This window comes from Octadecabacter sp. R77987 (genome assembly GCF_042466115.1).
Classification (GTDB): Bacteria; Pseudomonadota; Alphaproteobacteria; order Rhodobacterales; family Rhodobacteraceae; genus SW4.
Genome location: NZ_JAXHBQ010000001.1, coordinates 821,607 through 837,791, shown reverse-complemented (window position 1 = coordinate 837,791; position 16,185 = coordinate 821,607). Strand labels below are relative to the sequence as shown.

General features: G+C 62.0%; 17 protein-coding genes and 1 pseudogene. All 18 read right to left on the bottom strand.

Going from position 1 to position 16,185, the window contains the following annotated elements:
• Positions 1-15: 15 nt before the first annotated feature.
• The 18 genes and pseudogenes from SJY21_RS04225 to SJY21_RS04140 all read right to left on the bottom strand — a co-directional run bounded on the left by SJY21_RS04225 (position 16) and on the right by SJY21_RS04140 (position 16,052).
• A complete protein-coding gene (locus SJY21_RS04225) occupies positions 16-633 on the bottom strand; it encodes a protein-L-isoaspartate(D-aspartate) O-methyltransferase (protein WP_377513145.1) in 618 nt (205 codons plus the stop codon).
• Between the two features lie 20 nt (positions 634-653).
• A complete protein-coding gene (surE, locus tag SJY21_RS04220) occupies positions 654-1,439 on the bottom strand; it encodes a 5'/3'-nucleotidase SurE (protein WP_377506639.1) in 786 nt (261 codons plus the stop codon).
• Positions 1,440-1,538: 99 nt separating this feature from the next.
• Positions 1,539-2,183 (bottom strand): SDR family NAD(P)-dependent oxidoreductase, encoded by a 645-nt coding sequence (locus SJY21_RS04215; RefSeq protein WP_377506636.1) that lies wholly within the window; start codon positions 2,181-2,183, stop codon positions 1,539-1,541.
• Positions 2,180-2,794 carry a hypothetical protein gene (locus SJY21_RS04210; protein WP_377506633.1) on the bottom strand — a complete coding sequence of 205 codons (615 nt, stop codon included), beginning with the start codon at positions 2,792-2,794 and terminating at the stop codon, positions 2,180-2,182. Before SJY21_RS04210 ends, SJY21_RS04215 begins: the two co-directional genes overlap by 4 nt.
• Before the next feature lie 41 nt (positions 2,795-2,835).
• On the bottom strand, positions 2,836-3,093 hold the full coding sequence (locus SJY21_RS04205) for a hypothetical protein (protein WP_377506630.1): 258 nt from the start codon (positions 3,091-3,093) through the stop codon (positions 2,836-2,838).
• Between the two features lie 94 nt (positions 3,094-3,187).
• Positions 3,188-4,645, bottom strand: coding sequence for an amidophosphoribosyltransferase (gene purF, locus SJY21_RS04200; RefSeq protein WP_377513143.1), 1,458 nt, complete (start codon positions 4,643-4,645; stop codon positions 3,188-3,190).
• Positions 4,646-4,764: 119 nt separating this feature from the next.
• The gene (locus SJY21_RS04195; protein ID WP_377506627.1) at positions 4,765-5,325 is read right to left on the bottom strand and encodes a CvpA family protein; all 561 of its coding nucleotides are present in this window, start codon (positions 5,323-5,325) and stop codon (positions 4,765-4,767) included.
• 20 nt (positions 5,326-5,345) lie between these two features.
• Positions 5,346-6,712 (bottom strand): annotated as a pseudogene (gene radA, locus SJY21_RS04190) (DNA repair protein RadA).
• Positions 6,713-6,791: 79 nt separating this feature from the next.
• Entirely contained in the window at positions 6,792-7,235 is a 444-nt protein-coding gene (locus tag SJY21_RS04185; protein WP_377506624.1) for a paraquat-inducible protein A, read from the bottom strand.
• A gap of 39 nt (positions 7,236-7,274) precedes the next feature.
• Positions 7,275-8,033 carry a DNA repair protein gene (locus SJY21_RS04180; protein ID WP_377506621.1) on the bottom strand — a complete coding sequence of 253 codons (759 nt, stop codon included), beginning with the start codon at positions 8,031-8,033 and terminating at the stop codon, positions 7,275-7,277.
• A gap of 354 nt (positions 8,034-8,387) precedes the next feature.
• Complete coding sequence (locus tag SJY21_RS04175; RefSeq protein WP_377506618.1) at positions 8,388-9,134, bottom strand: ABC transporter ATP-binding protein; 747 nt, start codon at positions 9,132-9,134, stop codon at positions 8,388-8,390.
• The gene (locus SJY21_RS04170; RefSeq protein WP_377506615.1) at positions 9,131-9,907 is read right to left on the bottom strand and encodes an MlaE family ABC transporter permease; all 777 of its coding nucleotides are present in this window, start codon (positions 9,905-9,907) and stop codon (positions 9,131-9,133) included. The genes SJY21_RS04175 and SJY21_RS04170 overlap by 4 nt, the downstream gene beginning before the upstream one ends.
• Positions 9,904-10,941, bottom strand: a complete 1,038-nt coding sequence (gene alr, locus SJY21_RS04165; protein WP_377506612.1) for an alanine racemase — start codon at positions 10,939-10,941, stop codon at positions 9,904-9,906. Before alr ends, SJY21_RS04170 begins: the two co-directional genes overlap by 4 nt.
• A 54-nt stretch (positions 10,942-10,995) precedes the next feature.
• A complete protein-coding gene (locus tag SJY21_RS04160; RefSeq protein WP_377506609.1) occupies positions 10,996-11,994 on the bottom strand; it encodes an aldo/keto reductase in 999 nt (332 codons plus the stop codon).
• A 4-nt stretch (positions 11,995-11,998) separates the two neighbouring features.
• Entirely contained in the window at positions 11,999-12,358 is a 360-nt protein-coding gene (locus SJY21_RS04155) for a MerR family transcriptional regulator (RefSeq protein WP_377506606.1), read from the bottom strand.
• 69 nt (positions 12,359-12,427) lie between these two features.
• Complete coding sequence (locus SJY21_RS04150; RefSeq protein WP_377506603.1) at positions 12,428-13,231, bottom strand: hypothetical protein; 804 nt, start codon at positions 13,229-13,231, stop codon at positions 12,428-12,430.
• Positions 13,228-14,502: a hypothetical protein gene (locus SJY21_RS04145; RefSeq protein ID WP_377506600.1), complete on the bottom strand. Its 1,275-nt coding sequence runs from the start codon at positions 14,500-14,502 to the stop codon at positions 13,228-13,230. The genes SJY21_RS04150 and SJY21_RS04145 overlap by 4 nt, the downstream gene beginning before the upstream one ends.
• Positions 14,503-14,561: 59 nt before the next feature.
• The gene (locus tag SJY21_RS04140) at positions 14,562-16,052 is read right to left on the bottom strand and encodes a replicative DNA helicase (RefSeq protein ID WP_377506597.1); all 1,491 of its coding nucleotides are present in this window, start codon (positions 16,050-16,052) and stop codon (positions 14,562-14,564) included.
• Positions 16,053-16,185: the final 133 nt, after the last annotated feature.

Genomic DNA, 16,185 nt, shown 5'->3' with positions numbered 1-16,185 from the left:
CATTATTTTCTGTCGTCAGTCCTGCCCGATACCTTCCAGCAAAGGCACAAACCGAACCGGTCGCAATTCGTCATAGTCAAAGCCTGTATCCGTGCGTGTCACGCGGATCAGGCTTTGAACCGCGTCAGACTGGCCAACGGGCACGACCATGATACCCCCGATCCGCAGTTGCGCCAAGAGGGGGCCGGGCGGGTCCTCGGCGGCGGCGGTCACAAGGATGCGATCAAAGGGGGCCTGATCGGGCAATCCATGGCTGCCATCGGCGGTAAAGGCGGTGATATTGGTGATATCGGCAGCGTCGAAAATGGCGCGGGCCTCGGTGACCAGACGCTTGTAGCGATCCACCGTATAGACCCGCCGCGCAAGGTGGGACAGGATCATCGCCTGATAACCGGACCCGGTGCCGACCTCCAGAACCTTGTCGCGCGGCTGCACGTTCAGCGCCTGCGTCATCAGCCCCACGACAGACGGCTGGCTGATCGTCTGGCCACAGGAAATCGGCAGGGGCATGTCCTCGTAGGCGCGATCAGCAAAGTGGCCACGCACGAACAGGGCACGATCGGTCTTTTCCATCGCCGTCAGGGTGCGCTTGTCCGTCACGCCCTTTGAGCGCAGCTTGAACAGGAACTGCATTTTGGTTTCGGCGGTATGGCTCACCCCAGACGCTCCTGTAGGGTCGCGATGGTGTCATGGGCCGTAAGATCAGCGCGCATTGGGGTTATGGCGATATATCCGTCCAGACAGGCCGCGGAATCGGTGCCTTGTGCGGTGGGGATATGCTGGGGGCCACCCTTGACCCACAGAAACTTGCGCCCCGAGGGCGCGTGGTGCGGTTCGACGCTGAAAAACGTGTCCTTGCGATAGCCTTGGGTGGTGACGGCGCGGCCCTTGACGGCCGATGCGGGCACAGGCGGAAAGTTGACGTTGTAGAACAGGCGGTAATCTTCGGTGTCCCAGATGCCCTGATCCAGCAGCGCACGCACGGTGGCGGTGCCGTGCTGCACGGCGGCCTCGAACGGGTCATCCAGGCTGGCATTGTCGGGGCCAAAAAACTGCGACAGGGCGATGGCGGGGATGCCCTGCAACGCGGCCTCGATCGCGGCGCCGATGGTGCCGGAATAAAGCGTGTTTTCGGCGGCGTTATTGCCACGGTTCACGCCAGACAGCACCAGATCTGGCGCACCGTCCGACATCACATCGTAAAGCCCTGCAAGCACGCAATCGGCGGGCGATCCTTCGGCGGCAAACCGCTTGTCAGACAATTCGGCGATCATCATCGGGTGGGTATAGCTGATGCAGTGACCCACGCCGGATTGTTCAAAGGCGGGCGCGACGACCCAGACTTCGCCGCCCACGCCAGCAATGTCGCGCGCGATGGCTTCAAGCACGACCAATCCGGGGGCGTTGATCCCGTCGTCATTTGTTACAAGAATACGCATGGTTTCGCCCCTTTTCCCCTACCTAAGCGAGGGCGCGCAGGGCGGCAAGCGGTCGCGCGCTTGCGCGGCACTTACGGCCCAAAGCGTGGCCTGTGGGACTCAGGCGGGATCAAGGATTTCAGGCAGCAGCCGCGCGGCCTCGGCGCGGATGTCGGCCAGTGGCGCGCGGTCCTCGCCCGGATAGAACCGCGCACGGGTGCCCGTTGGCATGGGCTTGGGTGACAGGATGCGCACATCGGGGCCGGTTTTCACCAATTCCGCCTGCCAAGACCGCGCCAGAGCTATCTGTGCGCCCTTGGTTGCGCCGTAGCTGCCAAAGAACGGATTGCCCGCTTGGGGATCGTCAAAGAACACGGCGCGGCCCTTTTCGCCCAAAAGGGGCGTCACATAGGAAATCAAACGCGAGGTGGCTGTCAGGTTGATCGCCACGCTTTTGTCAAAGTCCTTTTCCGCGATGTGTGATGCAGGCGCGAGGGGCGCGCCGTGGATGGCCGTGTGCACCCAAAGATCAAGGCTGCCCCAGCGATCAAAGATCGAACGGCAGAGCGTTTGCATGGCTGGATCGGTGGAAATATCCATCGGAGCCAGTGTCGATTGCCCGCCCGCCGCCTTGATCCGGTCGTCAAGTTCTTCCAGCGCGCCAGTGGTGCGGCCAACGGCGATGATGTGATGGGTCCGGGCCAGCGCCAGTGCCAGTGCCGCGCCAAGGCCACGTGATGCGCCGGTGATCAATGCGGTTTTCATGGGGTTCCCTTTTTCGCCGGTTTGCGGGGTTTGCTGGCCGGTGTCCCGTTGTGCTGCACGCGCAGTTCTGCGCGCGCGGCGTCCAGATCACCGGTTGCGCCGATCCAGTCGCACATCCGGTCGAAATCGGGACCGATGTTTTCCAGCGTCATGTCCATCTTGTGGGTCTTGTCGCGCAGGAACAGGTCGATGTTCTGCGTGACCGTGTCCACGTAATCGCGGCAATATTCGATCAGTTTCGTCTTGGGCGCGCGCTGTTTTGAGCGGGCAAGGATATCGTTGCGATAGGCCTTGAGGATGCCCTGATTGGCGCGTTTGGCGAAACTTTGCGCCGTGGCTTCGGGCGCCCGCGTGAGGTGGATATAGGCGGCGTTGTCGCCCCATTCCCGCTCAAGCCGCCCCAGCAACCACGCAAGGCGGTTGTCGATTGCGATGTGGTGATCCGGGATATTGAACCGCTCGGGGCCGGTCAGGTGGGTCTTTGCCTCGTGATCCGAGGTGTAATTGTCCAGATGCGCGGTGGCGCGCGACAGTGTCATCGACCCGCAACGCCCCGTGCAAAGCACAAAGATGCGGGTCGGCGTTGAAACGGGTTTGGACTTGCGAAACATGCCCCGTGAATAGGACGCCGCGCGCGGGGCGGCAACCCCGTCTAGCGGCCCGGTTGATCAAGTGTCCAGCGTTGGCCTTCGTGTGCGAAAATGACCCGCCCTTCGTCAATGGCAATGATTTCGCCACCGTTCAGCGTGTCACCCAAAGTCATCCGCTGCACGTCACCATTGGCCAGCCTGATCAGGGCCAGCGGCCCTTGGGCGCGCAGCACCGTGCCAAGCAGCACGGCCCGGTCCAGCGGGATCGGCGTGTCGGCGCGGGCAAGGGCCGCGACGTTGACAGGGGTTTGGTTCGACATTGGTCCATCCTTCAAAGAAGGCGGGCAAATGTCAGGGATGCTGCGGCGCAGCAACAGTCACGCGGCAACACCGGAAAAACCGGCGAAAATGCGCTTATTCGGCGGCTGTTTTCATCTGGAAACCCGTTTCCAGCATGTCAGAAGGCGCCACAGGGTATTCGCCGCTGAAACAGGCATCGCAGTATTGCGGCTGGTTAGGATCACGCCCTTTTGCTTCGCCGACGGCGCGATACAGCCCGTCAAGGCTGATGAATTTGAGGCTGTCGACCTGCAAGTGGTCGCGCATTTCATCCTCGGACATGGTGGCGGCCAGCAGCTTTTCGCGCTGGGGCGTATCTACCCCGTAAAAGCAGGGCCATGCGGTGGGCGGGCTGGCGATGCGGAAATGCACCTCGGCCGCGCCCGCATCAAGGATCATTTCCTTGATCTTGCGGCTGGTCGTGCCGCGCACCACGCTGTCATCGACCAAAATCACCCGCTTGCCCTTGATCAGGGCGCGGTTGACGTTGAGTTTCAGGCGCACACCCATGTTGCGGATCTGTTCGGTGGGTTCGATGAAGGTGCGGCCCATATACTGGTTGCGGATGATCCCCATCGCGTAGGGAATGCCGCTTTGCAGCGAATAACCGATGGCGGCGGGGGTGCCGCTGTCAGGCACGGGGCAGACCAGATCTGCCTCAACGGGTGCTTCCTTGGCCAGTTCGCGGCCGATTGCCTCGCGGGTTTCATAGACGCTTCGCCCGCCAAGGATGCTGTCGGGGCGGCTGAAATAGACGTGTTCAAAGATGCAAAAACGGGGTTTGGCAGGGCGGAAGGGAAAGTGGCTTTCGACGCCCTTGGCGGTGATCACCACCATTTCGCCGGGCGCGATTTCGCGTTCAAATTCCGCGCCGATGATGTCCAGGGCGCAGGTTTCCGACGACAGCGCCCAGCCGTCACCAATCCGGCCCAGCACCAGCGGGCGCACACCCAACGGGTCGCGGCAGCCAATCAGTTTGGTGCGGGTCATTGCGACCACGGAAAATGCGCCTTCGACCTTGCGCAGGGCTTCTTCCATACGGTCGGGAATCTGGCGGCCCATCGAACGCGCCATCAGGTGAATGATGCATTCGCTGTCGCTGGAAGATTGAAAGATCGAGCCGCGTTCGATCAACTCGCGGCGCAGGGCAATGGCGTTGGTGATATTGCCGTTATGGGCAATCGCCGCGCCACCCATGGAAAATTCGCCAAAGAACGGCTGCACATCGCGGATCGCGGTTTGCCCCTTTGATCCGGCGGTGGAATAGCGCACATGGCCGATGGCAATGTCACCGGGCAGGGTTTCCATCAGTTTCTGGCTGGTAAAACTGTCGCGCACATAGCCGAACCGGCGGGCCTGCGAAAAACCGGCGTCAGCGTCGTGCGACACGATACCGCCTGCTTCCTGGCCACGGTGTTGCAGCGCGTGCAGGCCAAGGGCGACAAAGTTGGCTGCATCCGCCACGCCGACAACGCCGAACACGCCGCATTCCTCTTTCAGTTTATCGTCATCAAAAGGATGGGCGGGGGGCATTTGCAGCGCGTGATTGTCACTTGGCACGGGAGGGCAGCTCCGAATCCGAGGGTTTCGCTTGCCCCCGTCTTAGTCGGTTGGGCGGGCAGTGTCACGAAACTATCACGTTGGTGTGGTTGTTACTCGACCGCGCCGCAGCCACCGACAAGCTGTTCGTATTGCGTGGTGATCCAGCCCAGCGCGGCTTCGGGGTCGCGGTCGCCGATCTGGCCGGTCATCCGGCCGAACACGGCCTTGGCGCGGCTGTCTTCGACCATTGCGATGTCCTGCGCCGTGAGCACGGTTTCATAGACGAAAAAGGCCACCGCAACGAGCAGGATGCCGCGAAAGACACCGAACAGGAACCCTACGCCCTGATCAAGCCCGCCAAGGGCCGAGCGCTGCACGAGGCTGGAAAACAGCGGCGTAAAGATCGAAAAAATCACCAGCGCCACGGCAAAGACGGCGGCAAAGGCGGCAATGATGCTCAACTCGCAGCTGTCACCGATGAAATCACCCACCACGGGGATCTGGCGGATCAACGGCTGCACCTGATCGGCAAAGATAAAGGCAAGGATCGTCGCGCCGATCCAGCCGGCGATCGCCATTGCCTCGCGCACAAAGCCGCGTGAATAGGCCAGCAGCGCGGACAGCACGATGAGAATGGCAACGACGCCGTCGATAATGGTGAAGCTATCCATGTGTCTTTCCTTGCGCGGCGCTAGCGTTCGCCAAATATCTGTTCCACGAAAGCGGGCAAGTCCTCCATCGAGCGCAGGGTCAGGCCGCCATCCCCGCTGCGTTTCTTTTGCGTCGGGGTGATGGCTTGGGTAAAACCAAGTTTTTGCGCCTCTTTCAATCTATTTTCGGTCTGGGACACGGGGCGAAGGGCACCTGAGAGGCTGATTTCGCCAAAAACAACACAGTCTGGCGGCAAAGCGGCGTCTTCCCGCGCAGAAATCAGTGCCGCTGCCACGGCCAGATCGGCGGCCGGTTCGGTGACGCGCAGGCCACCGGCAACGTTCAGATAGACGTCCAACCCCGTGAACGGCACGCCGCAGCGCGCCTCGAGGACGGCCAAGATCATTGCCAGACGCCCGCCATCCCAGCCCACGACCGTGCGGCGCGGTTGGGAATGGGGCGAGGGGGCGACAAGCGCCTGAAATTCGCACAAGACCGGGCGCGACCCTTCGATCCCCGCAAACACCACCGATCCCGGTGCAGGCTTGCCCCGCTCTGACAGAAACAGCGCGCTGGGGTTCTTGACCTCGGCCAGCCCCTTGCCGGTCATTTCAAACACGCCGATTTCATCCGCTGGACCAAAGCGGTTCTTGACCGAGCGCAGGATTCGGAACTGATGGCCGCGCTCGCCCTCGAAATAAAGCACAGTGTCGACCATGTGTTCGACCACGCGTGGCCCCGCGATCGCGCCTTCCTTGGTGACATGGCCGACCATGACCACAGCGATGCCCTTGCGTTTGGCGAATGTGGTCAGTTCATGGGCCGAGGCGCGCACCTGACTGACAGACCCCGGCGCGCTTTCGACGTTGTCGGCCCACATGGTCTGGATCGAATCGATGATCGCCAGATCGGGTTTTTCGGTTTCCAGCGTGGTCAGGATATCGCGCAGGTTGGTTTCGCTGGCCAGCATTACGGGGCTTTCTGTCAGCCCCAGACGGCGCGCGCGCATCTGCACCTGTGCCGCGGATTCCTCGCCCAGATATAAATCACCCTCAGGCCATTGCGGGCAAAACGCGCAGCCGCCTGCAACAGCAGGGTGGATTTGCCGATGCCCGGATCGCCGCCCACCAGCAATGCACTGGCCGCGACCAAACCGCCGCCCAGCACACGATCAAGTTCATCGACGCCCGACATGGTGCGGGGCGGTTCGGCCTCTTGCGTGGCAAGATCTGTCAGTTTGATCGCATTGCCGCGTTTGCCGCCAAGGGTTTTCTTGGCCGGACCTGCGGCGGACAGGGGTTGGGATTCTTCAATGGAGTTCCACGCGCCGCAGCTTTCGCAGCGCCCGGACCATTTGGTGAAGCTGGCCGCGCATTTGGCGCAGGTGAATGCAGGTTCTTTTGCCATGTTCTACTTTTGTCCCAAGGGCGCGTGTGTGGCAAGTGCCGGATGCCTCCGGCGGGGATATTTTTGGCAAGATGAGATGTTACTTTTTTAAGGCCCGCATGGTGAGCGTTGAAATGGCGATGCTGGCGAGGATGCAGGCGGTGAATAGATAGAGGCCCCACGCCGTTTCGACCTTGGCCCAGCCCACGCCTTTGACGACGACGATATAAAGCGCGATCAAGAAGATATCGGCCATCGCCAGTTTGCCCATATAGGACAGCACCGGCAGCACTTTGCGGCGCAACAGGCCGAAATGCACCAGCGCGAGGCCGATGGTTTTCAGGTAGGGCGCAAAAAGGGCGAATCCGGTGACGAGGAGGGCCAATGCGACATCACTTTCCCACAACGACTGCAGGCCTGATATGACGCTGATTTCCGAGAGGCCAAACAGCGGCAGCAGGCCCGCGCGCATCAGTGGCGCGAACCACGCAACCGGGAACAGGACCAACAGGATCAGGTTAAGATAGCGCAGCGCGATCATCATGGGAAACTATGTGGCGGGGATGGCGCGCCTGCGCAAGGGCTACTCGGCCGCCGGACGTTCACCCAAAGGCACGACATTGGCGCTGTCACGACCAAGGCTGTAGCCAAGGGCGGGCAGGGTCGCTTCAAGCTGTTCTTCAAGCTGTGACAACTGGCTGGCGACCACGCTTTCCTCCAGTTCGACCTGCTGCGACCATTTGCGGATTTCACGGCAGGCGTGCAAGGCCTCGACGATCTTTTGTTGCTGGCTTTCGGCCTCTTCCTGACGTTGGCGCAGGAAGGTTTTGGCGCGGGCGACTTTTTCGTCGGAATAGACATCGGCCAAGTGGCGCGATTGCTTGCTCATCTGTGCGGCCAGTTCAAGAACCTCGTTTTCAAGCGTGCCAAGTTCGGGGTGATCGCGCAGGTAGGCAAGGCGTTCACGCACGGCGTCAAATTCGGAACTGAGGGTGAAGACACCAGCGCGATCGGCCGTGTGGCACAGGTGATAGGCGCGGGCCACGTCATCCATCGACAGGCTAAAGTCGCGGTGGCTGTGTTCAAGCGTCAGGATCCGGCGCGAGCTGGGGATAAAAAAGGCAAGCGACACCAGTAAAAAGGTCACGGCGATTTGCACGATCTGGCCCGCAGCGGGGACGTGCCATGCGCCGAACTGTGCTTCAAAGGTCAGCCAAGGGGCCAAGCCAAGCGCGCAGACAATCGTGTAGCCAACGACCGCCAGCGCCAAGGCGATGATGCTGAACAGTGCGACACCGTGGAGCGCGCGTTGGATGCCGAACATGGCAGATCGTACAGACACAGGTCAGTCCCCCCAGACGTTGACGTGAAGCCTTAGGATAAGCGATTAACCATATGTCGCCAAAGGGGAAATTCGTGTGCCGTGCCGCAATTGCGGTTTCGTGACTTTGTCGCGGGTGCGTGGGGCGGGTGATTATTGCCGACCACGACAGCGGGTTTCGGCGAAAAACCGCTTATCCCATTGGGGTTTACGCGGGGTTCGGGTCATCGGGTGGTGCCGTAAAAGGCGCGATGCAGGTCGCACGTCGTGCACATATTTTTGCCACGGTCTTGGGGGCAAAAGGGCAGTTTGGCGCGATAATCCCATGGTTTCAGGCGGCATTGTCGCCAGATCGGCAACACATCTGATTCGGCGTTACCGCACTGCGGCAATCGGCCCCTCGGCGCGGCCATGGATGAACTGCTGCACATAGGGATCGTCCGTTGAGTCCAGATCGTTGATCGGGCCGCACCAGCGCACCTTGCCGTCATGCAGCATCGCCACCTGATCGGCGATGGCACGCACGGATGTCATATCGTGGGTGATTGTTACGGCTGTTGCGCCCATTTCGGTGACGATTTCGCGGATCAGGTCGTTGATCACGCCGGCCATGATCGGATCAAGGCCGGTGGTGGGTTCGTCGAAAAAGATGATTTCGGGATCAGCGGCGATGGCGCGCGCAAGGCCAACACGTTTTTGCATACCCCCCGACAGTTCGGCGGGCAGGCGATCAGCCACATCCGCGTCCAAACCCACACGGCGCAGTTTGTCGATGGCGACAGCGCGTGCCTGATCCCAAGGCTGCGCAAGCGATCCGCGCAGCAGGCGAAAGGCGACGTTTTGCCAGACAGGCAGGCTGTCAAACAGGGCGGCCCCCTGAAACAACATGCCGAAACGCGCAAGAAACGCATCCCGGTCTGCCTGCGTGACATCAGCGCCGTCAACTTCGATGGTGCCGCTTTCGGGCGTGACCAACCCCAGCACCGATTTGATCAGCACGGATTTGCCGGTGCCTGACCCGCCGATAACGACCATGGACTGCCCCTTGGGCACATGCAGGTTCACGCCGCGCAGCACGTGGTTGCTGCCAAAGGATTTATGAACATCGGTAAGGCGGATCATGCTGAAAAGAACGCCTCTGTCAGAAGGAAATTCGCGGCCAGGATCAGCACGGCGGCAGCCACGACAGACCCTTTGGTGGCGCGGCCCACGCCCATCGCGCCGCGCGCGGAATTCATGCCGTAATAACACCCCATCAAGGCCGCGATAAACCCGAACACCGCCCCCTTGACCAGCGAGGACACCACATCGCGCACCTCAAGGAAATCGGCGGTGTTTTGCAGATAGGCGGAGGCGTTGAAGCCCAGCCGCTGCGTGCCAACGACATAGCCGCCGAAAATGCCGATCACATCGCCCACACCAACCAGCACCGGCATCATCAGCGTTGCGGCCAGCACGCGCGGCAGGGTCAGGTATTTCATCGGGTGCGTGGACAGGGTGACAAGCGCATCAATCTGTTCCGTGACCTTCATCGTGGCGATTTCGGCGGCGATGGAGGACGTGACCCGCGCCGCGATCATCAGGCCCACCAACACGGGCCCAAGCTCGCGCACCATGCCGATGGCCACGATCTGGGGCACCACGGCCTCGGCTGAAAAACGTGCGCTGCCGGCGTAGATCTGCAAGGCCAGCGCGCCGCCGGTGAAAAAGGCGGTCAGGCCCACAACCGGCAGGGAAAAATATCCGATCTGCATCAGGGCATGGCCGAACTCGCGCGGGTAAAACGGCGGGCGCGCAAGGTGGCTTAGGGTCTGCGCGGTAAAGATCACGACCCGCCCGATAGCGGCAAACATCGCCAGCACGGCCGCACCGAGAGAGGCAAGAAACCGCATCATCCGCCCGCATAGCGGCGTGCGTAACGCGGCCCCAAGGAAGTCAGGATTTCATAACCGATGGTGCCGGCAAGGGCGGCAAGGTCATCAACGGTTTGGGTGGCGTTCAGCAGCGAAAGGGATTGCGGTGCTTCGGCCAGATCGGTCACATCGACGCCCATCAGGTCCATCGAGACACGCCCCACCAGCGGGCAGGGCTGATCGCCATGCCATAGGGTCACTTTGTCCGACAAGGCGCGCAACACCCCGTCCGCATAGCCTGTGGACAGGGTGGCGATGCGGCTGTCGCGCGCGGCGGTCCAGCTGTTGCCATAGCCCACGGTTTCGCCTGCTTCCACATCGCGGATTTGCACGACCGGCAGGTCCAGATGGGCCACGGCGCGCGCATCCCCAAAGGGCGCGCCGCCATAAAGGCCGACACCGGGGCGGGTCAGGTCAAAGTGGTATTGCGGCCCCAGCAAAATGCCGCCCGTCGCTGCCAGCGAACGCGGCACCGAAATACCATCGGTCATCAGGTGAAACTGCGCCAGCTGCTGCGCGTTCATCGGATGGTCGGGGTCATCGGCGCAGGCCAGATGCGACATGACCAGCGTCGGCCCCGCCCCAATCGCCGTCTCGGCAATCGCGGCCCATTCGCCGATTTCCATGCCCAGCCGGTTCATCCCTGTATCAAGCTGGATGCCAAACGGATGGCCCGGCAGGCTTTCGAAATGGCGCGTGACCTGGCCGATGGAATTGAGCATCGGCGTCAACATCAGATCGGCGATCATTTCGGTGTCGCCGCGCATATGGCCGCTGAACACGCAGATTTCCGCATTGGGGCCAAGGGCCTGGCGCACGGCGGCACCTTCCTCGGCGACGGCGACGAAAAACTTGCGCGCACCGGCCTTGGCCAGGGCGCGCGCCACTTTCGCAGCCCCCAGCCCATAGCCATCCGCCTTGACCACGGCGGCGGTTTCAACATCCGACATCGCATCAAGCGCGCGCCAGTTGCCCACGAGGGCGTCAACATCAACTGTAAGGGAACCTGTGCTCATGGGCGTTGTTTTGACAGGCGGGCGGGCAAGGTCAAGGGCAAAGGGTCAGTTGCCTTATCGCGCGCGCGGTGGGCCTTCGGGCGGGCGATCTATCAGGCGCTCGATCTCGGCCATGGTGTTGGCGGGCAGGGGGCCATGCGCCAGCGCCCCGACCAGATCGGCGACCTGCGCGGGCGTGCGCATGCCCGGCACGGGGATCGCGCCTGCGTGACGCGCCCATAGCCAGCCGATTGCGCCCTGCGCCAGCGTGCGCCCGCCGACTGTCAGGCAGGACCGGATCGCCGCAAGGCGATGGGCATAATGCGGGGTCATGCGCCGCCCCGTGAACCAATCCATATTGTCGTTTTCACGGGCGCGCACATCATTTGCAGGCACTTCGGTATCAGGTGTGATCCGCCCGCCCAGCAGGCCCATCGCCAGTGGTGAGCGGATCAGCGCGGTTGCCTTAATGTCCGACATCGCCGCGCTGATCTGTTCTGCGGCAAAGAATACGTTGGCCGCGTATTCCACCGCGCCAAACCCGTCGCGGTCCGCATAAGCGCGGGCCTTGTCGGGGAAATCGGTGCTCCAGCCGAATGCGCGGATCTGGCCCTGCGCGTGCAGATCTGCCAGCAGGTCGAACACCGGCGCGGCCTCGGCCACGGAGAATTCGTTCGGGTGCACCAGTGCAAGGTCGATCACATCGCGGCGCAGGCGCTTGCGCGAGGCATCAAAGGCAGTGCGGATCGCGGCGGGATCAGTGACAAGACCGGTGATCTGGCGTGTGGCCGGATCAATGCCGATTCCGACCTTGGTGACGATCCGCGCATCGGGTTTGTCGGCCAACACCTCGCCCAACAGGGTTTCCGAATGGCCACAGCCATAGGCCTGCGCTGTATCGAAAAGCCGCAACCCCGCATCATAGGCCGCAAGAAGCGTCGCGCGCGAAGTATCGTCATCAGACGCGCCCCAGCCCACAGGATCGTCGCCTGCGTAAAACGGTCCGCCAATGGCCCAGCAGCCCATGCCAAGGGCGGGAAGGGGCGTGTCGTTCCAGTCTGTCGTGCTGTGCATTGGGTCAATCCTTTCCATAGATCGCGATTTTTTTCGCAAGGTAGGCGGCGCAGGCGTCAAGATCGGCGCGTTTGCCGGCCAGCCGCGCGGCGTGGGCCGCCAGCAGGTTGCGACGCATGATTTCCTGCGCACGGGTTTCTGCATCCGGTCCGTGGGCCGAGCGGGCAAAGGCCGTCATATCCGCCAGCGGCATTCCGGTGCGGCGCAGGCGGCCAAGCGTGACCAGCCAGTCGATTGCATCCGGCGTGAACACCCGCCAGCCGCGTCCGTCCCGCGGAATGGGGGGCAACAGCCCCTCTTTTTCGTAGAACCGGATCGTGTCGATACTTAGCCCCGACAGCGCGGCGATTTCTGCGATTGTCATGACGGTCCCTTTGCGTGATGGACCGTCGATAACAGGCTGGAGTCACTCCAGGTCAAGCGGTTTATGCAGTCATTCCGGCAGGGGTGTGGTAAGATTGTAATCTGTGCGTTCCTGCGGCGTCAGCAAGTAAATCTCGTCGGGCGGGGTCGCCATGGCGGGCTGCATGATCCGCAGATCAACGCCCATGTCATCAAGATAGCCGACCACCTCGGCCTGACCGCGCTGGATGTCCTCGACCGCCAGAAAGGCCGGCAGGACGGTGTTTTCGTCAAAGAAGTGCTGATGCACACCCAGCCACGCGTCATCTTCGGCAATCCGCGCGGTGCCTGCGGCAAAGATATAGGGGCAGGCGGACAGGCAGATATCGCTGGCGGTCAGCCGCGTGGTCACATCGAGATCACGCAGGGCGCGGCCAATTTCGAGCGCGTCATACACCGATCCGCCGGGGCTGTTCAGAAACACGACCTGCGGCGCGTCGTTCAGGGCAAGCGCATCGGCGAAACGTTCCGCGTCACCTGCCTCGATCGCGCCTGTCAGGGTCAGGGCGGGGGTGTCCTCCCATGTGATGAATTCAAACGCGAGGCGGGTGGGCATATCCGTGTTGGCTGGCACAGGGCGCGTGCCGGGATTGGGCGCACGGGTGGGCACATCGCGCGGGCTAAAGCGGCGGGTCTGATCGCCGGGGCTGGCAGGCTGAGTCAGGGCGGGCGCATCCGAGGGCGCGATCAGACGGCCAAGGCTTGGCAACAGATCAGCGCCAAACAGGATCGCGGCGATGCCCAGTTGCACAATCAAGACGGCCTGAATGATCCGCTTGGCCTGAAACGGCTTGTCGTCTTGCACGTCTGTAGGCAGGTCTGGCGGCGCGGTCATGTGTCTTTGGGTTTGTCTGGTGGAACGGGCTGCGTTGGGCGATCCATCACCCCTTCGACATCGCGCAGTGCAACGATGGCGGTACGCAATTCGGCCAGTGTCATCATGTCCTCGTTTGCGGCCCCCTCGCGGCCCGACCTGATGGCGGCTTGGGTGACCATGACGATGAACACCAGCACGGCAGGCAACAGATCAATCGCGATGGCACCCGCCCAGCTTGGGACAAAGTTTTCGGCGTATTTGATCACCGCATCGGCCGTTGAAATCGGCGTATAGGTAATCTCTTGCGGCGGGGCCATGCCCAGCACGCCTTGCGCGGCCACTTGCAGGGTTTCGGCGCGCTGGCCCAGCACGGTCAGCACCGCCGTGATGGTGGCCTGCTGGTCTTGGCGGTTGGCATCGGTGCTGCCATCCAGTTGCGGCAGCACGACCGAGGCCGACAGGTCTTGCGCGGCCCGTTCGACCAGCGGGGCGACGGACAGTTGGCGCAATTGCGTGATGATATTGGCCAGCCGCACCGCATCTTCGGAAAACTGGACCGAGCGTGCATCAACGGGCCCGGGTTCGACCGTCAGGGCGCGCATCCGCGACAGGATCGCGTTGCCTTCGTCAAAGGCGGCGTCAACCAGCGGCTGCTGGCTGGCAATCTGCGCCTCAAGGCCGGCCAGTTCATCGGATTTCTGCCGCAAGAGGCGAAACACGGCGCCTTGCCCCGCGATGCCAGACAACTGGCCCGTGGCCTCTTGTTCGCCCAGATCGTCGAAACTTTGGCGCACGCGGGCCACATCACGCTCCAGCCCCTGCGCTGCCACGGCCACCGCATTGGCGCGTTCCAGCGCGCCCTGATAATCTTGCACGGTTTTCGCCAAATGCTGTTCCACGGCGGCAGCACCAGCCAAAGCAGCCGCATTCAGCCAGGATGACATGGCGATGATCGCGCAACTGCCTAGCAACATGGAGGCGAGCAAGCCGATGCGCGCGCCTGCCGTGCGCACGGCAGGCAATAGGCGCATGAGGTAGGACCAGAACACGAAGATCGCCACAGACACGGCCACGGAATAGGCCATCGCCGCAAAAAAGCTGAGCGCGCCGGTGTCATCCAGCAGGGACGAGACACCAAGATAGGTGTAAATCCCTGATGCCACGGCCAGAATCCCCAGCGCAGTGCCGGTGATCGTATCCAGCCATGTCAGATGGTTTTCAAGTTCACGGGCATAGCGCACGCCGCGTTCCTGTGCGGCGGATGTGCGGGGGTCTTGGTCGTCGTCCATGGGGCTCTCCAGCAGGGTCGGCCCAGTTTAGGGGGCAACTTGCCAGATGCAACGCGCAATCAGAAATTGCCGCCGCCGCTGTCCTGCTGCCAAGGTTTGACCAGATTGCCAAAGCGGGTGAATTGCGCCTCGAACGACAGTTCGACCGTGCCGATGGGGCCGTGGCGCTGCTTGCCGATGATGACTTCGGCCTTGCCATGCAGGCGGTCCATTTCCTCTTGCCAAACGGCGACCTTGTCCAACTCGTGATCGGCGGGCTTTTCGCGTTCTTTATAATATTCGCCGCGATAGACGAACATGACCACATCGGCGTCCTGCTCGATTGATCCTGATTCACGCAGATCGGACAGCTGCGGGCGCTTGTCCTCGCGGGATTCGACCTGACGCGACAGCTGTGACAGGGCGATAACCGGAATTTGCAATTCCTTGGCGATCGCCTTGAGGCCCATGGAAATTTCACCGATTTCCTGCACGCGGTTTTCCGAGGTGCCGCGCACAAGCTGCAAATAGTCGACGATCAGCAGGTCCAGCCCGTGGGTGCGTTTCAGGCGGCGGGCGCGGGCGGCCAACTGGCTGATCGGGATCGCGGCGGTATCGTCGATAAACAGCGGGCAGGCCTCGAGCGACTTGGCGGCATCGACGAAACGGCGGAATTCCACCTCGTCCATGTCGCCTTGGCGGATCTTGTGGCTGGAAATTTCCGAGGCTTCGGCGAGGATACGGCCCGCCAACTGTTCGGCAGACATTTCAAGGCTGAAAAACCCGACAACGCCGCCGTCCACGGCCCCCTCGGACCCATCGGTCAGCTTGCCCTTTTTATAGGCTTTGGCGACGTTGTAGGCGATATTGGTCGCCAGCGAGGTTTTGCCCATCGACGGGCGACCCGCCAAGATCAACAGATCGGACTTGTGCAAACCACCCAGCATCCGGTCCATGTCGGCCAGATCAGTGGCGACACCGGCAAGGCCACCTTCGCGCTGATAGGCGGCGTTAGCGACATTAACAGCGTCCGTTACAGCCTTGAGAAAGCTTTGAAATCCGCTTTCCGTGGTGCCTTGTTCCGCAAGGCGGTAAAGTTCCTGTTCGGCCTCGACGATCTGTTCTTTGGGTTCGCTGTCGATGTCGACCGACGCAGCCTTGGCGGCGATGTCGCGGCCCACCTGGATCAGCTCGCGGCGCACCGAAAAGTCATAGATCATCTGCGCGTAATCGCGCGCGGCAAAGGCCGAAATCGCCGCGCCAGCAAGGCGCGCCAGATAGGCAGGCCCACCGAGTTCTTTTAGCCCTTCGTCGTCTTCCAGAAATGCCTTGAGCGTGACAGGCGAGGCGAGGTTGTTCTTGGCAATCCGGCTTGCGGCCGTTTCAAATATGCGCGCGTGGACGGGATCGTAGAAATGTTTCGGGCCGATGATGCTGGCGATGCGGTCAAAGATGTCGTTGTTGGTCAGGATCGCGCCCAGCAGTTGTTGTTCGGCCTCGATCGAGTGGGGCATGGAGTCCGCGTTCGCGCCTTCGACACCTGTCGCGTTGAATGTGGTGATCTCGTTCATGCTGCCCTCGCCCCTGGTCGTCCTGTCCGTGCCGGACCGGATACAACGCCCGCGCGGCGGGGGCAAAATGTATGTTTCTGTGGATAGCTTTTCCGCACCCGCCAAGGCCCAGATATTGCGCCTGCGCGCTGCG

Coding starts and splice junctions, on each gene's coding strand:
- SJY21_RS04225 (WP_377513145.1), bottom strand. CDS start 633: ATGCAGTTCCTGTTCAAGCTGCGCTCAAAGGGCGTGACGGACAAGCGC.
- surE (WP_377506639.1), bottom strand. CDS start 1,439: ATGCGTATTCTTGTAACAAATGACGACGGGATCAACGCCCCCGGATTG.
- SJY21_RS04215 (WP_377506636.1), bottom strand. CDS start 2,183: ATGAAAACCGCATTGATCACCGGCGCATCACGTGGCCTTGGCGCGGCA.
- SJY21_RS04210 (WP_377506633.1), bottom strand. CDS start 2,794: ATGTTTCGCAAGTCCAAACCCGTTTCAACGCCGACCCGCATCTTTGTG.
- SJY21_RS04205 (WP_377506630.1), bottom strand. CDS start 3,093: ATGTCGAACCAAACCCCTGTCAACGTCGCGGCCCTTGCCCGCGCCGAC.
- purF (WP_377513143.1), bottom strand. CDS start 4,645: ATGCCCCCCGCCCATCCTTTTGATGACGATAAACTGAAAGAGGAATGC.
- SJY21_RS04195 (WP_377506627.1), bottom strand. CDS start 5,325: ATGGATAGCTTCACCATTATCGACGGCGTCGTTGCCATTCTCATCGTG.
- SJY21_RS04185 (WP_377506624.1), bottom strand. CDS start 7,235: ATGATGATCGCGCTGCGCTATCTTAACCTGATCCTGTTGGTCCTGTTC.
- SJY21_RS04175 (WP_377506618.1), bottom strand. CDS start 9,134: ATGATCCGCCTTACCGATGTTCATAAATCCTTTGGCAGCAACCACGTG.
- SJY21_RS04170 (WP_377506615.1), bottom strand. CDS start 9,907: ATGATGCGGTTTCTTGCCTCTCTCGGTGCGGCCGTGCTGGCGATGTTT.
- alr (WP_377506612.1), bottom strand. CDS start 10,941: ATGAGCACAGGTTCCCTTACAGTTGATGTTGACGCCCTCGTGGGCAAC.
- SJY21_RS04160 (WP_377506609.1), bottom strand. CDS start 11,994: ATGCACAGCACGACAGACTGGAACGACACGCCCCTTCCCGCCCTTGGC.
- SJY21_RS04155 (WP_377506606.1), bottom strand. CDS start 12,358: ATGACAATCGCAGAAATCGCCGCGCTGTCGGGGCTAAGTATCGACACG.
- SJY21_RS04150 (WP_377506603.1), bottom strand. CDS start 13,231: ATGACCGCGCCGCCAGACCTGCCTACAGACGTGCAAGACGACAAGCCG.
- SJY21_RS04145 (WP_377506600.1), bottom strand. CDS start 14,502: ATGGACGACGACCAAGACCCCCGCACATCCGCCGCACAGGAACGCGGC.
- SJY21_RS04140 (WP_377506597.1), bottom strand. CDS start 16,052: ATGAACGAGATCACCACATTCAACGCGACAGGTGTCGAAGGCGCGAAC.